Origin of the sequence: Frankia sp. AgB32, assembly GCF_023243045.1 — a bacterium.
Taxonomy (GTDB): domain Bacteria; phylum Actinomycetota; class Actinomycetes; order Frankiales; family Frankiaceae; genus Frankia.
Map to the genome: position 1 here is coordinate 40190 of NZ_JALKFX010000007.1, position 22252 is coordinate 62441.

Genomic DNA, 22252 nt, shown 5'->3' on the forward strand with positions numbered 1-22252 from the left:
GCGGCCGGGCCGAGGCTCGGGGCCGCTGTGTACTCTGGCGAAGCGGAACTGCCGGCTGAATCAGCTACAGAAATGGGTTCCCCGGCGTCGCTGGGCGAGCTGCTGCGCGGTCAACACTGTTACCCCCGGACATATCTGGCGCCGTACGGCACCGCGGCGTGCGACGCCGGTACTCAGGCAAATGCTAGTGATCGAACGTGGAGAGTCAAGCCTACGTCACGGTTAAACCCAGGAAATGCTGCTGGAATGTTGTCCTGAAGTGGCATCGAGAATCTCTCCGATAAACGGACGAGATTGGACATAGTCGCCTTCTGCCGCTCGCGGAAAAACCTCGCCGCGGCAGGTGGGTCAGGGAGCCTGGAAAATGCATCGATCGTTACAGTGTGGCGCATGCCACGGTCTGCGGACTCCGCTCAGGCCCCGTCACCCGGGCGTCCGGCCGCCAGACGCCTCCTGTCCGTCCGGCCACCTCCGCGGCTGTGCGCGGGTCGCCGAGACCGGCCCGCCGACATGACGGCGCACCGCCAGCGCCGCAGGCCACAGCTCGCCCAGGCCATCCGGCGCCGGGCCGGACGGCTCCTGCTGGCCGGCGTTCTCCTCGTGGTCGGACTCGCCGGCAGTGCCGCGGGGGAGGAGTACTCCTTCGTCGGCACCTCCGGCGGCCAGCTCACCCTCGACGGCGGGCCAGCCCGGCTCGCCGGACTGAACGTGTGGAACGCCAACGAGAACCCGCAGTCCCGCCGCTACTGCGGCACGCCGCCCGACCTGTCCGCCGCCGGCAGCGAGTTCGGGCCCGGCGTCCGGGCCGTCCGGATCTGGTTCTTCCAGCGGCTCGCGACCACCCCGGACGGGGTGCGCGACTGGACGACGTTCGACAACACGCTGCACGCCGCTGCCATGAACCATCTTCGGGTGATCGCGGTGCTCGGCAACCAGTGGGCCGACTGCGAGGGGTACGACTCGGCCGAGGCCGGTTACAAGACCGAGCAGTGGTATCGCCAGGGCTACTGGCAGGATCACCCGCCCGGTCAGCCCGCCACCTACCTGGAATGGGCCCGAGAGGTCGTCGACCGCTATCAGAACGACCCCACGATCATGCTGTGGCAGATGGTGAACGAGCCGGAGGACGCGGTCGCGCTCGGCGGTTCCTGCCCGTCGGATGCCAGTGAGGTGCTCCGCGCTTTCGTCCAGGACGTCGGTCGGCAGATCAAAGCGATAGACAACAGGCACCTGCTCGGCATGGGAACCGTCGGCAGCGGGCAGTGCGGGACAGCGGGCGGTGAGTACGTCGACCTCAACGCCGACCAGTACATTGACATCGCCGACTACCACGACTATTCGCTGGACGTCGTTCCGGGAGACCAGTGGAACGGCCTGGCGACGCGGGCCCGCGAAATGACCGAACTGGGCAAGCCGTTGATCATCGGGGAGATGGGGGTCATCCCCAGTCAGGTCGGTGGGGTGCAGGCGCGGGCGGCGCTCCTCGGCAGCAAGATCTACGCCGATTTTCAGCTCGGCGTGCAGGGCGCGCTGCTGTGGGCCTGGCGGCCGGCGGCGCTCGGTGGGACGAATCCCGACGGCTACGACATCGGGCCGGGCGATCCGGTGCTGGACCAGCTCACCAGCCTCACGTCCTGACCCACCGCCACCTGTGCGCGGGCGGCTTCGGTCCGCCGCAGTGCGGTGGCCTATGGTGCCGTGGTGACCCGGTCCCCGAACCCGCAGGCTGACCCCTCCCAGCCGGACGAGGGCGGCGGCGTCCCGGTCGGGCGGGAACGTCGTTATCCGCCGCCGGAGCAGTTCCGCGGGCCGGTGGTCGCCCGCCGGGGCCAGGTCGAGCGCGCCACCACCGACCAGAGGCTGCTGGACACCCGCAGCCCGTCCGGGTTCGTGCACAGCGACCCGTGGCGGGTGCTGCGGATCCAGAGCGAGTTCGTCGAGGGCTTCGGGCTGCTCGCGGACCTGCCGCGCGCGGTCACGGTGTTCGGCTCGGCGCGCATCCGCCCCGACGACCCGATCTACGAGCAGGGCCGACGCCTCGGCGCCGGCCTCGCCGAGGCCGGGTTCGCCGTCATCACCGGCGGCGGCCCGGGCACGATGGAGGCGGTCAACCGCGGTGCTCAGGAGGCCGGGGGACTGTCCGTGGGCCTCGGCATCGAGCTGCCCTTCGAGCAGCGGCTCAACGACTGGGTCGATCTCGGCGTCAGCTTCCGGTACTTCTTCGTGCGCAAGACGATGTTCGTCAAGTACGCGCAGGCCTTCGTCATCCTGCCCGGCGGCCTGGGCACCCTCGACGAGCTGTTCGAGGCCCTGACCCTCGTCCAGACGGGCAAGGTCACCCGGTTCCCGGTCGTCCTCATCGGCTCGGACTACTGGTCCGGCCTGATCGACTGGCTGCGGGAGACCGCCCTGCGGGCCGGCCTCATCAAGGAATCCGACCTGCACATCATGTCGGTCACGGATGATGTGGACGAGGCGGTACGCATTGTCGTGGCGGGAACCGCCGGCCACCGCGAGCCGCCGGGCTCGGAGGTGCGTGGGCCGTGAACATCTGCGTCTACTGTGCGTCGTCCGCGGAGATCGACCCGGTCCACGTGGCGCTGGCCACCGAGACGGGGGCGGCCCTCGCCCGGCGCGGCCACACGCTGGTCTCCGGCGGCGGATCGGTGTCGTGCATGGGCGCGGTCGCCGACGGCGCGCGGGCCGGCGGTGCCCGCACCATCGGGATCATCCCGCGGGCGCTGCTGGCGCTGGAGGTGACCGACGAGAACGCGGACGAGCTGATCGTCACCGGGACGATGCGCGAGCGCAAGGCGCTCATGGACGACCGCGCCGACGGCTTCCTCACCCTCCCCGGCGGCCTCGGCACGCTGGAGGAGCTGCTGGAGATCTGGGTGGCCCGCGTGCTGGGCATGCATGCCAAGCCCGTGGTCGTCCTCGATCCCTGCGGGGTGTTCACGCACCTGCGACTGCTGGTCGACTCGCTGGTCGACAGTGGCTTCGTCCGCGTCGCCGCCCGCGACGCCATGATCTGGGCCACCGATCTCGAGGCGGCGCTCGACGCGCTGGAGGCCGGTGTCGCTCCGCCGCCCGCGCCCACGGCGGGCGAGATCGTCGAATCCGACTGAGCACGGCCGGCCGCCCCCCGGCCCGGTGCTCCGGTCAACGCGAGGTCAGTGTCGGAAGACCTGGCGAAGGCCGTCGATGAGCGACTCCGGCTCCTCGATTCCGACGGAGATGCGGAGCATGTCGCGGTGCAGGCCGCGCTCTCGTAGTTCCTCCCGGCCGGCGACGGTGGCGAGCATGTCGTTGTGCGCGATGAACACCTGGGGTGAGGCCATGGTGAAGTCGGCCCCGAAGCTCGGGCCCTTCGGGAAGGGCAGCGGATCGTAGATCTGCTCGATCGGCACCGCGAGGTCGAGCAGGACCAGGCCGCCCGGCGAGGAGGGTGCGCGATGGATCTTCGTGTAGTTACGGGCGGATCGGTCGCTGTAGGCCCACTCGACGCGGCGGACGGCATTCTGGGCTTCGAGGAACTCGACCACGGCCATGGTGTTGCGGTTCACCTGCCTGATGCGCGCCTCATAGCCGGGTATTCTCGCCGCGACCCGCGCCGCATCCCGGCTGAACGGGCGGTCGCCATGCTCGTGCAGGCCAGCGCGAAGGTCGTCCGCGAAGGGCGACGCCGCATTGACGACCGCCGCGCCCATCAGGACGTCGGCGGATCCCGTCGCGTACTTGGTGAGGCTTTCGCAGGTCACGTCGGAAAAGGATAGGACGTCGACGTTCCAGGGTGTGCCGATGCTCGTGTCGAGCACCACGGCGGCGCCGGCCCGGTCGGCGACCTCCCGCACGGCGGCGACGTCCGGCGTCTGCAGCAGAGGATTGCTGGGAATCTCGCCAATGATGCCGGCGAGGTCGCCGGCGTGGGCGAGTGCCGTAGCCACGATCGCGTCGGTGTCACTCGGGTCGGGGATGACGATCCGGTCGGCGCCGGAAAGGTGCTTCTCGAAGATGCTCATCGTGTCGAAGAAGATCCAGCCGAGCTGAAGCCAGAGTTTCCGGCCGCGCTCGCGCTGGACCCGCGTCAGAGTTTCCACGGCCGCGGCCACGGCATTCATGCCGCTGTTGTGGAGAAACACGTCGGCGGCGTCGCGCGCGCCGTAGGCCCGCGCCAGCTCCACGCTGATCGCGTCCTCGGGTCGGTCCGGGGCGAGCGGCTCGTCCTGCTGGGTCGGGAGCGCGCGGCAGCGGACGAGAACGCCCTCCGCCTCGCGCGAGGAGAGATGGCAGCCGGTGTGCTTCACGAACTCGCGCACCCGCTCGGCGGCGGCCGTGTCGCCCCTGGCCGCCACCGCGTTCACCCCCTCGGCGACGAGGACGCTGGAACGGGGCAGGCCCGCGTACGCGGCCGCCGCGGCCGCCGCCCGGGCCGTGCGGACCAGGACCAGGTCGTGGACCGGTGTGCCGAGGCGCCCGCTGAGAAGAAGAGCCAGCTCCGCGACATAGCGGTGGGTGCGAAACCGTGGATAGCCCGCGGTGACGTGACGAAGGGTCTTCTCGTCGGCTGACTCGAAGCCGATGACGTCGGCCACCGTCGGAAGGGATACCGACACCGAGTGAACGGAACCCGGGATCGTCTGGCCCAACGGCAGTGGCTGAACACACCGGGTGCGCTGGATCTCCACCTCAGCGGGTCTCACCTCACAGACCCACGAGCTTCTGCACGCCGTCCCAGTATCGTTCCACGTGCGCCAGGAAGTCGAAGGTGCCGGCCTCGAACTCCCGGCGGGTTTCGGCGGAGTGCACGTAGGGCGCGCTGGCGTTGAACACGGAGTTGCTGTGGCCCACCTCGACGTCGATGTGGATAGTCCAGAAGTGCCTGGTCTGCGCGTCGTAGCCCTGGTTCTGGAGGCCGTCGTTGAGCTTCGAGACCATGATCGAGGACATCGTCTCGTCGGCGTACAGGGCGCCGAGAGACTTCTCGATGGAGCCCTCCGTGTAGAGGTGCCGGATACGTTCGTTGAGCTCGACGGTGACGTCGAGCGGCTGGTAGCCCCGGATGAACTCCATGTCGATCCCGAGGCTGGCCAGGAACTTCTCGAACAGGGCGGAGTGGGTCTGCTCGGAGGTCACCTCGTCGGCGGCGTTCAGGACGATCGCGCGCAGGATCGTCTCGTCGCGCGTCTTCATCGCCATGCCGGTGATGTAGAAGGGCAGGTAGCGAAAGAAGTAGTAGCACTCGGCGTAGAGGTGACGTTCCTGCTCTGGGGTGAGGGCCGTGGTCCGGTACTGGTTGAGGAACGGATGCTCCACCGCGCGATGGTCGGCGATACGAACAAGGAGGTCGTCGAGATACGTCTTGATCGACGGGTCGTCGACGGAGACGCGTCGCCGGACCCCCGCCTCGACGTGATCGAAGCTCGCCCACGTGGGGCGGGCCTCCCTGGCCTCCCTGGCTTCCCTGCTCGCTTCAGTCACTGATCTTCTCCTGTTCGTCCCGGATGCTGACCGCTGCGGTGACTTCCGCGTTGTCCCACCAGCGGTCGTCCTCGGTGAAACTGCGCTGAAGGTCCCGGTCGGCGGCCCAGGTCATGTTGAGGATCACCCGCACGGCGTCCTCGCGAAGTGGGATGGTCCGGTGGAGGGTCGTGTCCGTCCGGAGCAGGTAGACGTCGCCGGGTGCGAAGTAGTAGGTGTTGATCGGGTTCTCGACGAGATACTGGTTGATCTTTGGGTCGGCCTTGTTCCACGTGGTGTGGGCGATGCACTGCAACAGCCCGCCGATCTCGAGCGGCGGTGCTTCCGGGACCCAGATCAGCGCGTAGCTGAAGTCTCCCCAGTGCCAGCCGTGCGTGTCTCCCTTCCTTTCGTGCCTGGTGATGAGGAACTCCTCATCCTTCTTCGGGCAGGGATACAGCTTCTCCCCGACGATCGCCTCAAGCATTGCCAGCAGCTCGGTGTTCCGGTAGAGCGCGGCGATCGGCTCGCTCTGCGCCACGATCTCGCTCGGCACCACGGACATGGAGCGGCGGGTGAAGTCGGTGGTCGCGAGCCTGAGGTCGCGACGCTCGGAATACTCCGCGAGCAGGTGGTTGGCCTCGGCCCGGATCAGCGCGTGCGTTTCCGGGCTGATCAGGTCGGTGGCGCTCAGGATCCCGTACCGCTGGAACCTCTGGGCGGCCCTCCTTAACGTGTCGGAATCAAGCTCGATGCAGGTCGTGCCATAGGTCTGTGATGGCATCTCTTACCTCCGAGTCGGACGCGGCGTCGAACAGAAGGGCATGGCGAGAAGAAGGCATGGCCGCTGCCGGGCACTGGGTGCTGGGATTCGGCATGCTGAAGAGCACGAAGTCAACGTGGGGGAGTAACAGTGGGACGCGCGACCGTCCCGGAGATGTGGGTGAAGGGTGCTGAGTCAGTTCGAGTACATCGTCACCTCGTCCCGTCGGGTCATCGCGGCGGCCCGGCGAGGAGAGGCAGCAGCGGTGGGCGAGCCCTCTTCGAAGGCTATGTTCGCACACGCGGCGCGTGGGCGTACAAATTTACGCGAGATACGCGGGAGATCGGTCGCGCCAGTGCTTCTGCCTGGGGATACGGAACCTTGTGGCCCGGAAGGCCGATGATTCTCCTCGACATACGTCGGAAGTCGACGGAAACCGGACTTTCGCGTTGTTGCCGGCACGGAGAGGGTTCACTGTAAGTGAGCCTGGCAGGGAGATGGACAAAGGAGTGGAGTGATGTGGTGGCCCGGCGTTCGGCGCGGGGTTCCCCGGGCGGATCGCTAGGTTGTTTTCGTCCGATCATGGTGAGGACATCGGACGCCGACCCCTCCAAGGCGACCAGCCGGTCCCGCCACGGAACCCGACCAGCCAACCAGGCCACCGCCCACAGGAAGACGACACGCCCACCAGCAAGATCGCCCGGATGCTGTCCGGGTAACGGTTCCCGGTGCTGGCGGCGTGGCCACCGGGGCGGCGCTCAGCCCCCGTGCCGCAGGCGATCCCATCCGCGGCGGGGTCGGCCGGTCGAGGTGGCGCAGAGGACGCTCGTCCGGTCGCCTGCGCCGCCTCGCTCGTCCTGGCCGGTCCCAGGTCGGGCAACCAACGCCCGACGATCTCGTTGTGCTGGCTGTCCACCCCAGCGCCGTTCTCCTCGCCGGGCGGGGCGGCGGCGACCGGGATGTCCGTACCGGCAGCGGCGTGCGGGCTGCGGTTGACGACGGCGGGGGCGAGCCGGGCCCGGCCGTGAAACCGTTCGCCGCGGGAAGTGGTTACCTCGGGTTGAACCGGCCCTCGTGTAGGCTTTTTCGAAAACTTCGGGTCCGTGTGAAACGGCTAGCGAGAGGCGGATATGGTGACCCCTTCCAGCGGCATTGTTGACACGAAGATCGTGCTTTACTCGTTCAATTTTGCGGAGAAGCTGCTCCGCGAAGTGAGCTATCTTCGTTTCTCCGCCGAGCGCGGGCTGTGCTATTTGGAGGAGCTTCGTCGCGAGGACCTCCAGCTCGTCCTCATCACCTCGACCGAGGTGAGTCAGGCCGCCCTGGATTACCACTTCCGCGAGATCTTCGGCTTCAGCGAGGCGCAGATCCCCAGCGCGACCAGCCGTTTGCGGCTGCTCTCGCCGGCACTGCGGGAGGGCTGGCCACTGGACGCGTCGGTTCTCGCCGATGCCGAGGTGATGTCGGCGCTGACCTCGATCGCCGAGAGCAGCCGGTCGACATCGATCGTGAACTTCATGGCGACGCCGACCTCCGACCAGATCGCCGTCATCCTCGGCGCGACGATCGAGGAACACGGCGCGGCCATCGCGGCCGAGACGGGGAGCAAGCTCGGCGGCAAGAGCCTCCTGAAACGCGCTGGTGTGCGCGTACCCGAAGGCCCGACCACGCTTCTCATCGAGGAGGGCTCGGTGCTGGCGGAAATCGGCAGGATCGCCGCGAGATCTGCCGTGGTAAAGCTGAACTCCGCCCACTGGACGGCTGGGGTCGGAAACATGGTCGTGCCGGTGGAGGATGTGCGCCGGGGTGGGGGCCTGTTCGAGGCGGCGCAGACCGTCCGCCTCTCGGCGGAGAACTTTCGGCGCGAACTCGCCGCCGAGGGCGCCGTCGTGGAGGAGTACGTCGACGATGTCGTCGCGTCGCCGAGCGGCCTCGGCCATATCAACGCCGACGGCACCGTCGACATCGGGCCGACCCACGAGCAGATCCTCGTGTCGGGCCAGTACTGGGGTTGCCGCTTCCCGGCGGAGGAGGGATGGCGTTCCAGCGTGCTCGCGGCGACCGACCGGGTGGGTAAGACACTCGCTGACAGTGGTGTTCGTGGAACGTTCGGAATCGACTTCGTGGTCGCTGGGGACGGCGGCCTGTTCGCCGTCGAGGTGAACCTGCGAAAGGTGGGCACGACGCATGTCGTGCGGTACATCGAGAAAGTGGTCGGCGCGCAGATCGAGACCGATGGCCAACTCCGGCGGGATGGTGGGCCCGACGTCTTCTACGTGAACGGACGGATGCAGGAGGCCGCACTGCTCGGAACCGCTGGTGAGACAGTGCTCGACCTGCTCCGGAAGGAATGCCTTCTCTATCGCCGGGAATCGGGCGAGGGCGTCCTGCTGCACTGCCTCGGAGCCCTCCCGGCCTGTGGCTATCTCGAGCTCACCGCGATCGCGGCGTCGAGGGCCAGGGCGGCAGGCCTCATCCAGGCGGCCCAGGGCGTCGTCGTGGGTTCCGTCGCCGATGCCGGCGGGTGATGCCGACCATCGGTGAAACCGGCTGGCGCACGACGGCCCGAGCCGCCAGACCAGTTCCCACCGAGGTTCGTGGTCGGCGCGTTAGACGACGCCGCGGCGGGCGACGGCGAGGTCGGTGTCACCGCGGATGGCACAGACCATCCGCAGGGTGCGGAGGGTCTCGGGGACCTGGTGGGCGCGGAAGACCCGGGCGCCGAGCCAGGCGCTGACGGCGGTCGCGGCCAGGGTGCCCTCCAGCCGCTCGTCGACGCCGGTGTCCAGGGTCTCGCCGACGAAGTCCTTGTTCGACATGGCGACCAGCACCGGCCAGCCGGTCGCCACGAGCTCCGGAAGGCGGCGGGTCGCCTCGAGGGAGTGGCGGCTGTTCTTGCCGAAGTCGTGGCCCGGGTCGACGAGCACCGAGTCGGGATGCACGCCCAGCGCCGTGGCGCGCTCGGCGAGACCGACCGTGGTCGCGACGATGTCGGCGACCACGTCGTCGTAGGACATCCGGTGCGGGCGGGTCCGGGGTGGCAGGTGGCCGGCGTGCGTGCAGACGAGGCCGGTGCCGAACTCCGCGGCGACCTCGGCGAGGCCGGGGTCAACCCCGCCCCAGGCGTCGTTGAGCAGGTCGGCGCCCTCCCCGGCGACCACCCGGCCGACCTCGGCCCGCCAGGTGTCGACGCTGATCACCAGGTCGGGGTGGCGGCCGCGGACGGCGGCGACGAATCCGCCGACCCGGCGCAGCTCCTCGGCGGCGCTGACCTCCCCGCCGGGCGCCGCCTTCACCCCTCCGATGTCGATGATGCCCGCCCCGTCGGCGACCGCACGGGCGACCGCGTCGAGGGCCTCGGCCTCACCGAACGTGGCACCGCGGTCGAAGAACGAGTCGGGGGTGCGGTTCACGATGGCCATGACGACGAGCTCGGTCGGCGCGAACACCCGCCGGCCCAGCCGCAACGGCCGCTGGCGGGCGGTGTCACCGGGCTGGGGGGTGCCGGGGACGGTGTCCGTCGACGCGGGGAGAACGGTCGACACGGGATGATCGGCGTCCATCCGGCCAGCGTGCCAGATCGCACGGGGTGCGCGGCGCGACCCGACGGCGGTCATGGCACGATCGGAAGGTGGTGCTCGCCGTCGAGATAGTGATCGTCGCCGCCGTCGTGTTCGCCGTGGCCGCGCTTGCCGTGGGTCGGTTCGATCGGTTGCGCCCCGCCCCGCCGGACAGTGCCTCCGTCGGCCTACCCACCGGGATGGTCACCGCGGGGGACATCAGCCGCACCCGGTTCGCGATGGCGCTGCGCGGCTACCGGATGGCCGAGGTCGACGCGGTCCTGCTGCGGCTCGCCGAGGAACTGGCCTGGCGTGACGACGAACTCGCCCGGCGCGACGACGAGCTCGTCCGGCTCGCGACGTTCGCCCGGGCCGAGGCCGAGCCGCCGTCGACCGATCAGCCCGTCGTACGGCTCGACGAGCCGCAAACCTGACGAGACCCGGCCGGTTCGGGCGGGATGCCCCTGGTTGGGTCGGCCGAGGACGACCGCACCGCCGCTGGACATCTCCGTCCTCCGTTGGCGTACGGTCGCTCTGGATCACTCGGTACCTGTCGTGGGCACGGCTCCCGACACCGGTGGCACATGGTTCGACGTCCCTACCGGCGACCGTTGTGATGCCGCGGGGAGACGTGTTTCGGTTTGCGGTCCGGTCTACGGGATAATCGACGTCAGACGCAGGTCCGACGGCAGGAAGAGGTGCACCGATGGCGGCCATGAAGCCGCGGACGGGTGATGGTCCGCTCGAGGTGACCAAGGAGGGACGCGGCATCGTGATGCGTGTCCCGCTGGAGGGGGGCGGTCGACTCGTTGTGGAACTCACCGCTGACGAAGCGAGCGCGCTGGGGGACGCCCTCAAGAACGTGGTCAGCTAGCTCGCCGTCGGGAGGCCTCGCTCGCGCGAGGGCCCGCCCTCGGGCCGTCCGTGGCGATCCGGCGCGTCGTGGCCGCCGGGCTGTCGGCCTGGTGGGTGGGATTCGGGGATGACCAGAGCGAGGAGGGTCCCATGACCGCGGGCGGTTCGGCGCCGGCTCCGGCTTTCGATGATCTCATCGGGGTGCCCCCCGATGTGATCCTTCGTTCCGGGCCCGTCGGTGACGCGGCGGCCCCCGTCGTCGCCGTGGTGCTCGCGGTGGGGGATGACGGGCCGGTGTTCGACGAGATCGCCCGCCAGGTCGGCCTCGACCTCGGCGTGCCGCTGGACCGGCTGGTCGAGACCGAGGCGCTGCGCGGGGACGCGGGCTCCGTGCTGTCGGTGCCGCTGGGCGGCGCCGAGGGCGCGGTCCAGCGGCTGCTGGTGGTGGGGGTCGGCGCGGGCCGGCCGGCCGACTGGCGCAGCGCGGGGGCCGCGTTGGCTCGGCGCGGGGGGTCGGCGTCGCGGGTGGCGCTGGTCGCGAGCCCCCCGGCCGAGGGGTTGCGGGCCCTCGCCGAAGGCATCGCGCTCGGGTCGTACCGGGTTCGCGGTCTGCTGGACCGGGCCGGCCAGGCGGGCGTACCCGCGGCCGCACCGGGCGGGCGGGACGATCTGAACGTCAATGAGGTCGCGGTGGACGAACCCGGCCTCGATGTGGACACGGTCGCCGACGGATCCACCGGGGTCGAGGCGGCCGGGGACCAGGCCGCCGGGGACCAGACGGCCGGCGCGGACGGTCTGGCGCGCGAGGTCGTCGTGGTCACCGACCTCGCGGCGGACGCCGACGCGCGGGCCGCGGTGCGGGCTGCCCGCGCGGTGGGTACCGCGGTGTACATCGCCCGTGATCTGGTGAACACGCCCAGTCTGGTGAAGTCGCCGGAATGGCTCGCCGATCGAGCGGTGCGGATCGCGACGGCCGCCGGCCTCACGGCGACCGTGCTCGGCCCGCGCGAGCTCGCGGAACAGGGGTGCGGCGGGCTGACCGCGGTGGGCCAGGGCTCGCCGCGCCCGCCGCGACTGGTCCGGATCGAATACCACGGGACCGGCGCGAACGGGACCGGCGCGAACGGGGTCGAGGAGCACCGCGTTCTGGTCGGGAAGGGCATCACCTTCGACTCGGGCGGGCTCTCGCTGAAGCCACCCGTTTCGATGATCGGGATGAAGACCGACATGGCGGGCGCGGCCGCCGTGCTCGGGACGATGACGGCGCTGTCCGCCCTTGGCGTGCCCGGCCGGGTGACCGGCCTGCTGTGCCTGGCGGAGAACATGATCGGCGCTGCCGCGATGCGGCCCGGCGACGTCATCACCTGCTGGGGTGGCACGACCGTCGAGGTGCTCAACACCGACGCGGAGGGCCGGCTGGTGCTCGCCGACGGCCTCGCCTACGCGGCCGGCGAGCTCGGCGCGGACGTCATCGTTGATCTGGCGACCCTGACCGGGGCGATCGCCGTCGCCCTCGGCCGGCGCACCGCCGGCCTGTTCAGCTCGGACGACGACCTGGCCGAGGCGCTGGCCGCCGCCGCCGGCGCCGCCGGCGAGCAGGTGTGGCGGCTGCCGCTCACCGAGGACTACCGGCCGGCGCTCGACTCGCCCGTGGCCGACCTGGCGAACATCGGCCGGGCCCTGGACGTGGGCGGCGGGTCGATCACGGCCGCGCTGTTCCTGCGGGAGTTCGCCGGCGGCCGGCCGTGGGCGCACCTCGACATCGCCGGCACCGCCCGGGCCGACTCCGACGACGGCGAAATCAGCCGTGGCGGCACCGGCTGGGGCGTGCGCACGCTGCTGAGCTGGCTGTCGCCGCAGGCTGCCGCGGCGGAACCGAGCCCTATCCCGGCCGGGTAGCGCCGGCCGGGCGGATCGCGAGGAGCTGTTCGCGGGCCCAGCGCAGGCTGTTGTGTTCGCCCATCACCGCCGGCCAGCCGGCGAGTGCTTCCTCGACCGTGCCGCGGCGGGCCGTCGCGAGGATCTCCACCGTCAGGTCGCTGACGTCGGGCTGGTCGACGTCAAGCTGGTCGAGGTAGCGCGCGAGGATGCCGCCGGGGTGCGGCTCGCGGACCGCGTAGATCTCCCCGGTGTCGGCGACCCAGTTCAGCCGGTAGGTGCTGTGGACGTCCCGCTGATCGGTCCAACCGTCGCCGAACGGGACCTCGGCGGAGTCCCGCCGCCGCGGATCCTCGCCGTAGAACTCATGGATGTTCATGATTCCTGCCTCCCTGCCGCCGCCCAGCCTAACCGGCTGACCGGTCAGGACGAGATCGACGCCAGGCCGGTCCGATAGCCCGCGGCCTGCTGCTCGGTCAGGACGAGGGACACCCGAAGAACGACAGTTCCACGGGTGTAGACGTATTCGGTGACGAGTGGGTTCTGCTCGGTCACGGTCAGCAGGCTGCGGGCGCGTCGCTGCGCGCTCGTCGCATCCGGCCACACCTCCACGGCGCCGCCGCGTTCGATCGCTCCCGCCGGTGCGCCCGCCACCTCGTTCGCGCCCACCCGGGAGTCGCTGAACGCGAGCCGGCTCCAGTAGCCGCCCACGGTTCCGAGCAGATGATCGGGGTCGGTGGCGGCCGTGTACACGACGGTCGGGTGCAGGGGGAGGCCGGTCTCGGCGAGCCGGCCGGCGACCTGCTGGGCGGTGAGCGCGGTCAGGCCGCCGTCCGCCGCGGCGCCGCCGCCCGCGCCCGGATCGGCCGGGCCGGGGGTGACCGTCGGGGTGGCCGGCGCACTCGGCGTGGCGGAGGCCGTGGCCGGCGCGGGCCGCTGCCGGTGGGCGGGGCCGACGAGATGGTTCAGCGCATAGCCGGCGGCGCCGGCGAGCACGGCCACCACGGCGACGAACGCGATGTAGGGCAGCAGGCCGTCGGAGGAACGCGGTGGCGGCCCGGACCGCGGCGCGGGCTGGGCACGCGGCGCCTGGGGGGCGAACGGGACGGGCGTATCGACCCGATCGGTGTCGAAGCCGCCGGCGGCGCCGTAGCGGCCCGCGCCGTCCGGCCGTCGGGCCCGGGCAGCGCGGTCGTCGCGGGCCGCCCGGTCGCGGCCGACCGAGCCGGCGCCATGGGGACGGGCAGCCGGCGACCGGGCGCCGCCGTACACAGCTGTCTCGCCGTACGGGCCGCGTTCGGCGAGCGGTTCGCGCCCGCCATAGCCGTCCCGGGCGCCGCGCGCGCCACCGCCGCGCCGCGGGACGGGAGTGTCCACGCGATCGCTGGGCCAGCCGCCGTCGCCCCGCCGATCCCCGCCCCGCCGATCCCCGCCCCGCCGATCGTCGCCGTAGGGGGCCTCGCCGTAGGGGTTCTCGCTGTACTGGTCGTCGCCGTACGGGTCGCCGTGCCGGTCACCGCCGTGCCGTCGGTCGCTGAGGTGGCGGGAGTCGTCGTACCGGTCGTCGTACCGGCGGTCGTCGTCGTAGGGGTCGCGGTCACCGAAGCGGCCGTCGTCGTAGCCGTCCCCGGTGACGTAGCCGCCGGAGTCGTGGCGGTCGTCGTAGCCGTCGCGACCGCCGCGATCCTGCGGGGCATCGTGGGGTTCGGGGCGGGAACGCTCCCGGGGAGCAGCGGGGTTCGCCCGGCCGGGCTCAGCCGGCCAGTCGGGGTGGTTCGGCCCGGCCCACGCGGCGCGATCGTCGTAGCCGACCTGCCCGCCGGGGCCGTTGTAGCGCCGGTCTTCCCGGGCCGCCGGTGCCATCCACTCCCCAACATCTCGCCCTGTCACCTTTGAGGGCAGATTACGCGACTCCGATCCCTCGCCATCCGCCTGTCACCGACCGCGGCGATCGCCTCCGCGGGAAGCGAACCGGGCCCCGGTGACCAGCGGACATCCCGATCAAGGGGATTTCGCCCGGCCCGTTCGAGTGCCCCCACCGCCCTCGCGGGAGTACCCCCATGGCCGGCGGCTGCCCGCGGGCCGGTCTACCCGACCGGTGAGGACTTGGCGACCACCGCGACGAGCAGGCCGCCGCCGGTGGTGAGGAGCATCTGGGTGAGCCGGATGTCGTCGCGCACCGCGGTGGCAAGCTCGCGGACCGCGATCGCGTCGGGGGTGCGCACGCTGGGGTCGGCCGCCTGGCCATCGGCCAGCACGCCGGCGAACACCACGACGCCGCCGGGCCGCAACAGTCGCAGCGCCTGCGTGAGGTACTCGCTGCCCTCACGGCGGTCGGCATCGCAGAACACCAGGTCGTAGGCGCCGTCGGTGAGCCGGGGCAGCACGTCCAGCGCGCGACCGGTGATCAGGCGGGAGCGGCCGGGCGCCATCCCCGCCTCGGCGTAGGTGCGGCGCGCGAGACGCAGGTGCTCGGCTTCGACGTCGATGGTGGTCAGGGTGCCGTCCGGGCGCATTCCGCGCAGCAGCCAGGTGCCGGACACGCCGGTGCCGGTGCCGATCTCGACGACCGCGCGGGCACCCACGGAGGCGGCGAGGAAGCGCAGCACCGCGCCGGCGCCGGGACTGACCGGGACGATCCCGACTTCCTCGGCACGGGAGCGGGCAGCACGAAGGATGGGGTCTTCCAGAAGGAAGCCCTCGGCGTAGGCGGCGGCCGATCCCAGCTCGCCGATGTCTGTCTGGGGCATGACATCCGCAGCCTACGGGAACGTGAGAGCACAGACGCGCGTTCATCTGGTCGACGCGCACCGTGTCGAGCAGGGAAGGGAGAAACATCGGTGTCCGCAGCGGGATTCGCCGCTCCATGGCCGGGTCGTCGGGTACGTTCGACGAGAACCGACCGAGAGGCGGCTGTGGCTGCGCAGGACTCCGGGGCGGGTTCCGACGCCGCCGGCGCCGCCGCCACCTCAGATGCTTCCGCCTGGGTGCCTCCGTCTTGGGAGGACGTGGTCCGCGAGCACGGCAACCGGGTGTACCGCCTGGCCTACCGCCTCACTGGCAACGCCCACGACGCCGAGGACCTCACCCAGGACGTCTTCGTGCGCGTCTTTCGATCCCTGGCTGACTACACGCCAGGCACCTTCGAGGGATGGCTGCACAGAATCACGACCAACCTCTTCCTGGACCGGGTCCGCCGGCAGCAGAAGATCCGCTTCGACGCGCTGCCGGAGGACACCGAGCGCCTCGCCGGCCGAGAGGCGAGCCCCGAGGCCGTCTACGCCGAGGCGCATCTCGACGCGGATGTGGAGGCGGCGCTCGCCGCGCTGCCGCCGGACTTCCGCGCCGCCGTCGTGCTGTGCGACATCGAGCAGCTCTCCTACGAGGAGATTGCCCAGACGCTCGGGGTCAAGCTGGGCACGGTGCGCAGCCGGATCTCCCGCGGTCGGGCGATGCTGCGTGCGGCGCTGGCGGACCGCGCCCCGCGCGGTGAGGGCGTCCTGCTGGCCGCCGAGAACGACGGTCTGGACGAGGTGCTGACCGGCCTTGCCGGCCGGCCCGCGGTGCCAGTACGCGGCGATCAGCCGGTCGCGGAGCCGGCCGGGCGTCGCGACCGGGACGACGGACGGGGCAGGATCGGGCGGCGGCGTGGGCCGGTGCCCGCCGGCGGCAAGGGTGGTGCTCCCGCGGAGCGGCCCGCGTGACCGAGCACCTTGGTGACCGGGTCTCGCCGCTCATCGATCACCAGCTCGACCACGACGCGCGAGACCGCGCGCTGGCGCATCTTGCCGGCTGTGCGCGGTGCCAGGCGGAGGTGGCGGAGCTGCGCCGGGTCAAGGGCCTGCTGGTGGCCATGGAGGACCCGGCGATGTCGGGTGCCCTCGTCGCGCGGCTGTGCGGCATCGGCGCCGAAACCGGGCCCCCGGCCCGACCCGGCGAACGACGCGGCGCCGCCGCCACTCGCGCCGCCGCCACTCGCGCCGCCGCCACTCGCGCCGCCGCCACTCGCGCCGCCGCCACTCGCGCCGTGGCCACTCGCGCCGTGGCCGCCGCCGGCCCAGCGCCTGGCGGCTCCGCCCGGCCCGGCGGACCGTCGGCGTCGGACGGGTCTTCCGGGTCCAGCGCCGCGCCCCCGCCCGAGGCGGCGTCCGCTCCGGGCCGGTCGCGGCTGGGGCTGGGGCTGGTGGAGCTGCCGGTGGCGCCGAACGGGCGGCCGCATCGCGGTGTCCGGCTGCGCCGCGGCACGCACACGCGGTCAGGCGGGCCCCCACGCGGCCCACGGGCAGGATCGGCCCGGCCGTCGAGGCCGGGCCGGCCCGGTGTGGGACCGTCGCCGGACAGTGCGCGTGGCCGGTCCCGCCGGCCGTCGCCGCCGCGGCTGCTGAGCGCCCCGAAGTCCAGTGTCCGCCGGACCCTGCTCGGCTCGGCCGCGCTGTTGGTTCTCGCCGTGACCGGCGCCGCCATGACGGACAACGGGGGCAACGCCCGTCCGGGTGGTTCGGTCGCCGTGCCGACGGTTTCGTCCGTGGTGGCGCCGGGTCAGCCGACGGGAGGATCACTCCGGTTGATCCCGATGTTCACTCCGGTGCGTGTATCGCTGCGGCGATGACACTCGACCGATCTTCTTCGCCAGTTCATATCGACTGAACGTCACGGAAATCTTTGTGGTGCACGGGCGCCCGGCCCGTCCAGGCGGGGATCGCCGCCGATGCTGCTCCGGGGGTGCCTCCAGGTGGGGGCCACCGTGCGGGTGTCCACCCGGACGGGTTTTCCCGGTGATGTGCCTGTGGCTGAACGTTGATACTCGATACTGAAGAAGTCTTTTTCGGACTGTTCTGGCGCAGAGGTCTCCTCTGCTGTGATGTGAGGCTTTACCGTGTTACCCGCTCGGAGTCGTTGCGAGTCTCCTGGGTGGAACCGGATGCCGGCGTTCCACCGGGTCGTGATGAATCGGGTCGGGAGGTCGTGTGGATGGCAGCGCCCACGAGGCGGCGGTCGCGAGTGTTGATCAGTTCGATGCGCCGGTAAGACCTCGGCGGCTGGAACGATCCACCCCGGTCGCTGCCGCGTCCGGCTCGCCTGCCCAGGCCCGCGGCCCGTCCGACAGCGTCCACGGCCCCGCCGGCCGGGCGCTGAACAACCCGGGCAACGGCGGCGGTCAGGTCACGGAGGATCGCGCTGATCCGGCGGATGCGCCGGTTCCGGACCGCCCGGGGGGTGGCGATGACCAGGGCGATGATCAGGGCGCTGTGCACCGCGCCGACGCGCCCGGCGACCCAGGCCGCGGCGACGCGGAGGGCGACGGCGACGGTCAGGACCCGACCGCTCGCGCGCCCGACCGGAGTGGCGGAGTGTCATCCCGCGGTGGTGGGTCGTCCCGCGGCGAGGTGACCATCCCGTCGGCGTCGCGACCCGCCAACCCGCCCCGCTCGTTCAGCCCACCCCCACCCCCGTCAGCGCCGACGCCGGCCGGCGCGGGCCCCGGCACCGAGAGTGTCTCGGTGGCGGTCCCGGGCGCCGTGCCCACCGGCCCGGCGCCCGCTGACCCGCCGGCAGAGCGTCCGCCGGCAGAGCGTCCGCGGAACGTGGGTCGGGAGACACCGGCCCGGCCGGTCGCGAACTCGGCCGAGACGGGCTCTGCCGGCCCGGAGCGGACGGGGACGGACGCCCTCCGCAGGGATCGCCGGTCGGATCTGGCCCATCTGGTGGGCGAACGATCGGGGCCACCCCGGTCCGAAGCGGCGGCGCCGGATGCCGGCGTGCTGCTGGACGTGGCTGACGGGGATGTGGGTGATCGTGGCCGGGACGGCTCCGACCGGAACGGCTCCACCGGCGTGGCACCGACGGACGACGCCGCGGGTGCGGGCTGGTTGGTGCCCCGTCGGCCGTCTGTGCCGCCGCCGGGTGAGGGCGGGGACCGGACACGCACGGCGCAGCAGGGCCCACGTCACGGCCGGCATTCCGGGCGTAGCGGCGGGGTCGGCGCGCCGGTGACCGCCGAGGGACCGGAACGGACCGGGCGCGGTGGCGGGCGGGCGTGGAGCCTGCGGGCCAGCGCCGAACGGGTGGCGCCCGCGATGCTCGGCAGATCCGCGGCGTCGGAGGGGCCGGCCAGCCGGGTCGAGCGCCCGGCGTCGGCGGCGCGCGGTGTCGAGTCCAGGTCAGCGCACTCCGGATCGTCACCGTCCGGCGGGCCGTCAGCGGGCTCCGCGGCCGGTGTCTCCGAGGTCGCCGGCCGTCTCGGCGGCCGGGACGCGACGGCGGACGCCGATCGGGTGTATCGCGCCCGCCGCGGCGGCGGGACCGTGACCATGCTGCGGCCGGGCGGCTCCGGACGGTCGGTGGACGGCGGCGCCGAGGGGTCTGTCGCGGTCGACCCGTTCCTCGACCTGGATGGCGACCGGGCCCACGACGCCGGGTCGTCGGCGGCCGGGGACAGGCGACAGACGCCTGGTCGGGCGGTGGCGGGACTGACCGGGCGGCCGGTCCAGCTCGGCTGGCGGGTGCTGCTGGCCTGCCTGCTCACCGCGGCGCTGCTCGGCGGCGGGGTCGGCGGGTTGTTCGTGTCCATCACCACCGGTGACACCACGGTGCAGCCGGTGAAGACGCTGGGTGTCGGCGACCCGGCGCCGGTCACCGATCGCCGATCGGTCGCCGCGATCGCGGCCGCGGCGCTGCCCACCGTGGTGACGATCGACGTCGGCGATGCCGGCGGCGACGGCGGCACGGGCTCCGGCGTGATCATCGGGTCGGACGGTTTCATCCTTACGAACAACCACGTCATCGCGCCCGCGGTCGCCTCCGGCTCACCGATCTCGGTCCGTCTGTACCAGGAGTTCGGCCAGATCCCCGCCCAGCTGGTCGGCCGGGATCCGCAGACCGATCTCGCCGTGCTGCGGATCACGACCACGTCCCACCTGCCGGCGGCGACCCTCGGCCAGTCCGGTTCCCTGGTCGTCGGGGCTCCGGTGGTGGCCATCGGCGCGCCGCTCGGGCTGTCCGGGACGGTCACGACCGGCGTGGTCAGCGCCCTGGACCGCAATCCGACCGTGCCGGCCGGCGAGGGGGTCGATCCGACGGTCCTCATCGGTGCCATCCAGATCGACGCGGCGATCAACCCGGGCAACTCCGGCGGCCCGCTGCTCGACGCGCTGGGCCAGGTCGTCGGGATCAACGCGGCGATCGCCGCGGTGCCCGGGCACGAGGACCAGACCCAGAGCGGCAGCATCGGCGTGGGCTTCGCCATCCCGATCGACTTCGCCCGCTCCGTCGCCCAGGAGATCATCTCGACCGGCCGGGCCACGCATCCGTATGTCGGCGCGTCCTCGGCCACGATCACCGCCGGGGAGGCGGCCGCGACCGGTGGGGTGGCGGGGGCCCGGATCGTGGCCACGGTTCCGGACGGACCGGCGGCGCGCGCGGGGCTGCGGCCCGGCGATGTCGTCACCCGGATCGACACGAGCACGATCCGCGGGACGAACGATCTTATCGTGGCGGCACGGCTGCACCGCGTGGGCGACCGGGTGTCGGTCACCTACGTGCGGCAGGGAGCTACCGAAACGGCGCAGATGACACTGCAGGAACAACAAGGGTGAGTATCCGACACCTTTTCGTTGCCCGGCGGCCTCTCCCGGCAACACCGGGGGAGGTACGCTCAGCCCGTGTTCAACGGTGTCGGGTGGGGTGAAGTCGTTGTCCTGCTGCTGATCGGGCTGTTCGTCTTCGGCCCCGACCGGCTGCCCAAGGCCGCCCAGGACGCGGGGCGGATGCTGCGTCAGCTCCGCCAGATGGCGAACGGGATGCGCAACGACCTGCGTTCGGAGCTCGGCCCCGAGTTCGACGATCTCGACATCCGCGACCTGCATCCGAAGACCTTCGTCCGCAAGCACCTGTTCGACGACGAGCCGATCCCGCCGTACCTCACCAAGCGCAGCTCGCTGGACGCGCTGCTGCTGGGAGACGACACCCCGGCCACCCCGTCGCTGACCAAGTCCTCCTTGCAGAAGGACCCCGTCGCGGGCCGACCCGCGGTCGACGGCGTCGCGTCGCCGACGTCCCCGCTGCTGTCGAAGTCCGCCTCGGTGAAGGCGATCGCCCCCCGGTCCGTGCCCGCGCAGCCGAGCCCCCCGACCGACGCCGGCCCGGTCCCGTTCGACCCCGACACCACCTGACCGACGCCGCTGGGCAGCGTCCGGGCGATCTTGCTTGTGGGTGAGTCGTCTCTGTGTGGGCTGTGGTCTGGTTGGCAGGTCGGGTTCCGTGGAGGGGCCCGGCCGCGCTGCCGACCGGTCGCTGTGCAGGGGTAGGTGCCCGGATGCCCTCACCGTGATCGGCCGGACACGACCTGGCGCCCTCGCAAAGACCGCACATCCCGTTCTGCGCGGCGGCGGGTGACAGCTTGCGGGGATCCGGTCGGTCGGTTCCGGTTGCCGTGCCCGTCCGGCGGGGTCAGGCCCTGCCGGACGGGCACGGCCGAGGTCAGCGGCCGGCCGGAGTCAGGTTGAGACTGCGGCCCGCGAGTCCGCGGGAGCGGTAGGTGAGGCGCTCGGCGACCGCCCGCAGCGCCTTGCTCGCCTCGCTGTCGGGCTCGCCGACGACGAGCGGCACGCCGTTGTCGCCACCTTCGCGCAGCCGGACGTCCACCGGGATCTGCGCCATCAGCGGCACGTCGTGGCCGAGCACGCGGGTGAGCCGTTCGGCGACCGCCGCTCCACCGCCGGAACCGAACACGTCCACCCGCTCCCCGCAGTGCGGGCAGGGCAGCCAGGCCATGTTCTCGACGACACCGACGACGTTCTGCCGGGTCTGCACGGCGATCGTGCCGGCACGCTCGGCCACCTCGGTCGCGGCGAGCTGCGGCGTGGTGACGACCAGCAGCTCGGAGGACGGCACGAGCTGCGCGAGCGAGATCGCGATGTCCCCGGTGCCGGGCGGCAGGTCCAGCAGCAGGACGTCGAGGTCACCCCAGAAGACGTCGGACAGGAACTGCTCCAGGGCCCGGTGCAGCATCGGCCCGCGCCAGGTGACCGGCTCGTTCCCGCGGGTGAACATGCCGGTGGAGATGACCCGCACCCCGTGTGCCTGGGGCGGCATGATCATTTTTTCCACCTGGGTCGGCGGCCGGTCGATGCCCAGCATGCGCGGGACGGAGTGACCGTAGATGTCCGCGTCGAGCACACCGACGGCGAGGCCCGAGCGGGCCATCGCGGCGGCCAGGTTCACAGTGATCGAGGACTTGCCGACGCCGCCCTTGCCGCTGGCGACGCCGTACACCCTGGTCATCGACCCCGGTTGGGCGAACGGGATCGCCTTGGGCGCGACACCGCCACGCAGCTTGGTGTGCAGGGCCGTGCGCTGCTCGTCGTTCATGACCTGGAGGTCGACCCGGACGGCACGCACCCCCTCCACAGCGCTGACCGCGCGGCTCACGCGGCTGATGATCTCATCGCGCATCGGACAGCCCGACACGGTGAGCAGCACCGTGACGTCGACCGAGCCGTCGTCGAGTACGTGGACCGACGAGACCATGTCCAGCTCCGTGATGGGGCGGCCGATCTCGGGATCGTGCACCGTCGCCAGAGCCGACTGGATCGCGTCGGAGGAAGGCCGGGATGGGGACAAGGGAAACCTCAGTCGCTGATTGGCATCAGAGATGCAGCCTTCGGGCCGCCTGTGGCTCCACGATAGCCCGCGGCGGGCCCGGCAGCGCCCGGCCGGCACCCCGGTGTGACCGGCC

General features: G+C 71.8%; 19 protein-coding genes. 11 read left to right on the top strand and 8 right to left on the bottom strand.

Annotated features, from left to right (window positions below):
- Positions 1-510: 510 nt before the first annotated feature.
- The 3 genes from MXD60_RS03795 to MXD60_RS03805 all read left to right on the top strand — a co-directional run bounded on the left by MXD60_RS03795 (position 511) and on the right by MXD60_RS03805 (position 3128).
- Positions 511-1638 carry a cellulase family glycosylhydrolase gene (locus MXD60_RS03795; RefSeq protein ID WP_248817533.1) on the top strand — a complete coding sequence of 376 codons (1128 nt, stop codon included), beginning with the start codon at positions 511-513 and terminating at the stop codon, positions 1636-1638.
- A gap of 63 nt (positions 1639-1701) precedes the next feature.
- Positions 1702-2547: an LOG family protein gene (locus MXD60_RS03800; RefSeq protein ID WP_248817534.1), complete on the top strand. Its 846-nt coding sequence runs from the start codon at positions 1702-1704 to the stop codon at positions 2545-2547.
- Positions 2544-3128 carry an LOG family protein gene (locus MXD60_RS03805; protein ID WP_248817535.1) on the top strand — a complete coding sequence of 195 codons (585 nt, stop codon included), beginning with the start codon at positions 2544-2546 and terminating at the stop codon, positions 3126-3128. The genes MXD60_RS03800 and MXD60_RS03805 overlap by 4 nt, the downstream gene beginning before the upstream one ends.
- A 45-nt stretch (positions 3129-3173) precedes the next feature.
- Here the strand turns inward: MXD60_RS03805 and MXD60_RS03810 are convergent, their stop codons facing one another.
- The 3 genes from MXD60_RS03810 to besD form a co-directional block, all read right to left on the bottom strand.
- Entirely contained in the window at positions 3174-4616 is a 1443-nt protein-coding gene (locus MXD60_RS03810) for a PLP-dependent transferase (protein WP_248817536.1), read from the bottom strand.
- An 88-nt stretch (positions 4617-4704) separates the two neighbouring features.
- Positions 4705-5481 (bottom strand): iron-containing redox enzyme family protein, encoded by a 777-nt coding sequence (locus MXD60_RS03815; RefSeq protein ID WP_248817537.1) that lies wholly within the window; start codon positions 5479-5481, stop codon positions 4705-4707.
- Positions 5474-6244: an L-lysine 4-chlorinase BesD gene (gene besD, locus MXD60_RS03820; protein WP_248817538.1), complete on the bottom strand. Its 771-nt coding sequence runs from the start codon at positions 6242-6244 to the stop codon at positions 5474-5476. The genes MXD60_RS03815 and besD overlap by 8 nt, the downstream gene beginning before the upstream one ends.
- Positions 6245-7353: 1109 nt before the next feature.
- Here besD and MXD60_RS03825 point away from each other — a divergent pair.
- The gene (locus MXD60_RS03825; RefSeq protein WP_248817539.1) at positions 7354-8751 is read left to right on the top strand and encodes a peptide ligase PGM1-related protein; all 1398 of its coding nucleotides are present in this window, start codon (positions 7354-7356) and stop codon (positions 8749-8751) included.
- Between the two features lie 81 nt (positions 8752-8832).
- Here MXD60_RS03825 and folP read toward each other — a convergent pair whose 3' ends face one another.
- Positions 8833-9786: a dihydropteroate synthase gene (gene folP / locus MXD60_RS03830; RefSeq protein ID WP_248817540.1), complete on the bottom strand. Its 954-nt coding sequence runs from the start codon at positions 9784-9786 to the stop codon at positions 8833-8835.
- 68 nt (positions 9787-9854) lie between these two features.
- Here folP and MXD60_RS29245 point away from each other — a divergent pair, with 68 nt between their 5' ends.
- From MXD60_RS29245 to MXD60_RS03845, 3 genes are all read left to right on the top strand, one after another.
- Entirely contained in the window at positions 9855-10217 is a 363-nt protein-coding gene (locus tag MXD60_RS29245) for a DivIVA domain-containing protein (protein ID WP_248817541.1), read from the top strand.
- A 272-nt stretch (positions 10218-10489) separates the two neighbouring features.
- Entirely contained in the window at positions 10490-10657 is a 168-nt protein-coding gene (locus MXD60_RS03840) for a DUF3117 domain-containing protein (protein WP_248817542.1), read from the top strand.
- Positions 10658-10788: 131 nt separating this feature from the next.
- Complete coding sequence (locus MXD60_RS03845; RefSeq protein ID WP_248817543.1) at positions 10789-12537, top strand: leucyl aminopeptidase; 1749 nt, start codon at positions 10789-10791, stop codon at positions 12535-12537.
- Here the strand turns inward: MXD60_RS03845 and MXD60_RS03850 are convergent.
- The 3 genes from MXD60_RS03850 to MXD60_RS03860 form a co-directional block, all read right to left on the bottom strand.
- On the bottom strand, positions 12521-12895 hold the full coding sequence (locus tag MXD60_RS03850; protein WP_248817544.1) for a hypothetical protein: 375 nt from the start codon (positions 12893-12895) through the stop codon (positions 12521-12523). The genes MXD60_RS03845 and MXD60_RS03850 overlap by 17 nt on opposite strands.
- Before the next feature lie 44 nt (positions 12896-12939).
- Positions 12940-14379 carry a hypothetical protein gene (locus tag MXD60_RS03855; RefSeq protein WP_248817545.1) on the bottom strand — a complete coding sequence of 480 codons (1440 nt, stop codon included), beginning with the start codon at positions 14377-14379 and terminating at the stop codon, positions 12940-12942.
- A 224-nt stretch (positions 14380-14603) separates the two neighbouring features.
- A complete protein-coding gene (locus tag MXD60_RS03860; RefSeq protein WP_248817546.1) occupies positions 14604-15266 on the bottom strand; it encodes an O-methyltransferase in 663 nt (220 codons plus the stop codon).
- Between the two features lie 165 nt (positions 15267-15431).
- Here MXD60_RS03860 and sigE point away from each other — a divergent pair, with 165 nt between their 5' ends.
- The 4 genes from sigE to tatB all read left to right on the top strand — a co-directional run bounded on the left by sigE (position 15432) and on the right by tatB (position 20687).
- Positions 15432-16220, top strand: coding sequence for an RNA polymerase sigma factor SigE (sigE, locus tag MXD60_RS03865; protein WP_248817547.1), 789 nt, complete (start codon positions 15432-15434; stop codon positions 16218-16220).
- Positions 16217-17125, top strand: coding sequence for an anti-sigma factor family protein (locus tag MXD60_RS03870; RefSeq protein WP_248817548.1), 909 nt, complete (start codon positions 16217-16219; stop codon positions 17123-17125). Before sigE ends, MXD60_RS03870 begins: the two co-directional genes overlap by 4 nt.
- Positions 17126-18275: 1150 nt before the next feature.
- Entirely contained in the window at positions 18276-20111 is a 1836-nt protein-coding gene (locus MXD60_RS03875) for a S1C family serine protease (protein ID WP_248817549.1), read from the top strand.
- A gap of 66 nt (positions 20112-20177) precedes the next feature.
- Positions 20178-20687 carry a Sec-independent protein translocase protein TatB gene (gene tatB / locus MXD60_RS03880; protein WP_248817550.1) on the top strand — a complete coding sequence of 170 codons (510 nt, stop codon included), beginning with the start codon at positions 20178-20180 and terminating at the stop codon, positions 20685-20687.
- Between the two features lie 307 nt (positions 20688-20994).
- Here the strand turns inward: tatB and MXD60_RS03885 are convergent, their stop codons facing one another.
- On the bottom strand, positions 20995-22137 hold the full coding sequence (locus MXD60_RS03885) for an Mrp/NBP35 family ATP-binding protein (protein WP_248817551.1): 1143 nt from the start codon (positions 22135-22137) through the stop codon (positions 20995-20997).
- Positions 22138-22252 lie beyond the last annotated feature (115 nt).

What these genes read in the sequence shown, in the direction of transcription:
- MXD60_RS03795 (WP_248817533.1), top strand. Translation starts at nt 511, where the DNA reads ATGACGGCGCACCGCCAGCGCCGCAGGCCACAGCTCGCCCAGGCCATC.
- besD (WP_248817538.1), bottom strand. Translation starts at nt 6,244, where the DNA reads ATGCCATCACAGACCTATGGCACGACCTGCATCGAGCTTGATTCCGAC.
- MXD60_RS03825 (WP_248817539.1), top strand. Translation starts at nt 7,354, where the DNA reads ATGGTGACCCCTTCCAGCGGCATTGTTGACACGAAGATCGTGCTTTAC.
- folP (WP_248817540.1), bottom strand. Translation starts at nt 9,786, where the DNA reads ATGGACGCCGATCATCCCGTGTCGACCGTTCTCCCCGCGTCGACGGAC.
- MXD60_RS03840 (WP_248817542.1), top strand. Translation starts at nt 10,490, where the DNA reads ATGGCGGCCATGAAGCCGCGGACGGGTGATGGTCCGCTCGAGGTGACC.
- MXD60_RS03845 (WP_248817543.1), top strand. Translation starts at nt 10,789, where the DNA reads ATGACCGCGGGCGGTTCGGCGCCGGCTCCGGCTTTCGATGATCTCATC.
- MXD60_RS03850 (WP_248817544.1), bottom strand. Translation starts at nt 12,895, where the DNA reads ATGAACATCCATGAGTTCTACGGCGAGGATCCGCGGCGGCGGGACTCC.
- MXD60_RS03855 (WP_248817545.1), bottom strand. Translation starts at nt 14,379, where the DNA reads ATGGCACCGGCGGCCCGGGAAGACCGGCGCTACAACGGCCCCGGCGGG.
- MXD60_RS03860 (WP_248817546.1), bottom strand. Translation starts at nt 15,266, where the DNA reads ATGCCCCAGACAGACATCGGCGAGCTGGGATCGGCCGCCGCCTACGCC.